The following is a 992-nucleotide window of genomic DNA, read 5'->3' as shown; positions in this document are numbered from 1 at the left end:
GCCTTTTCCGGCCTTGTTCAATTGCCCGAGCAGATCGTTGATGACCCAATTGGCGGCAAGCTTGCCGTCGCGGCCGGCGGCCACCTTCTCGAAATAATCGGCGATCGGCTTTTCCGACACCAGGATCGAGGCGTCATAGACGGACAGGCCGAGCAACGCGATCAGCCGCGCCTTCTTGTCGTCCGGCAGTTCCGGCAATTCCTTGGCCAGCGCATCGACATAGGCCTGGTCGAATTCCAGCGGCAAAAGATCGGGATCGGGGAAGTAGCGGTAATCATGCGCCTCTTCCTTGGAGCGCATCGAGCGCGTCTCGCCCTTGACGGCGTCGAACAGCCGCGTCTCCTGATCGATCTTGCCGCCATCCTCGAGGATGGCGATCTGCCTGCGCGCCTCATAGTCGATGGCCTGGCCGATGAAGCGGATCGAGTTGACGTTCTTGATCTCGCAACGCGTGCCGAACTCGCCGCCTGGCTTGCGCACCGAAACGTTGACGTCGGCGCGCATCGAACCTTCGTCCATGTTGCCATCGCAGGTGCCGAGATAGCGCACGATGGTGCGCAGCTTGGTGACATAAGCCTTGGCTTCGTCGGCCGAGCGCATGTCCGGCTTGGAGACGATCTCCATCAGCGCCACGCCGGAGCGGTTGAGATCGACATAGGACATGGTCGCATGCTGGTCGTGCATCGACTTGCCGGCATCCTGCTCCAGATGCAGCCGCTCGATGCCGACCTCGATGTCCTCGAATTCGCCCTGGCGGTCCGGGCCGACCGAAACGATCACCGTGCCTTCGCCGACGATCGGCTGCTTGAACTGCGAGATCTGGTAGCCCTGCGGCAGGTCGGGATAAAAGTAGTTCTTCCGATCGAAGACCGACTTGTGGTTGATCTGCGCCTTCAGCCCCAGGCCGGTGCGGATCGCCTGCTTGACGCATTCCTCGTTGATGACCGGCAGCATGCCCGGCATCGCCGCATCGACCAGGCTGACATTGGCGT

1 protein-coding gene is annotated in these 992 nt (G+C 61.7%); it reads right to left on the bottom strand.

What is annotated here, in order from left to right:
- A partial coding sequence (gene gatB, locus EOD15_RS34785) for an Asp-tRNA(Asn)/Glu-tRNA(Gln) amidotransferase subunit GatB (protein ID WP_127409331.1) occupies window positions 1-992 on the bottom strand: 992 nt, incomplete at both ends.

The organism is Mesorhizobium sp. M7A.T.Ca.US.000.02.2.1 (assembly GCF_003996995.1).
Classification (GTDB): Bacteria; Pseudomonadota; Alphaproteobacteria; order Rhizobiales; family Rhizobiaceae; genus Mesorhizobium.
This window is presented reverse-complemented; position numbering and strand designations above follow the sequence as displayed.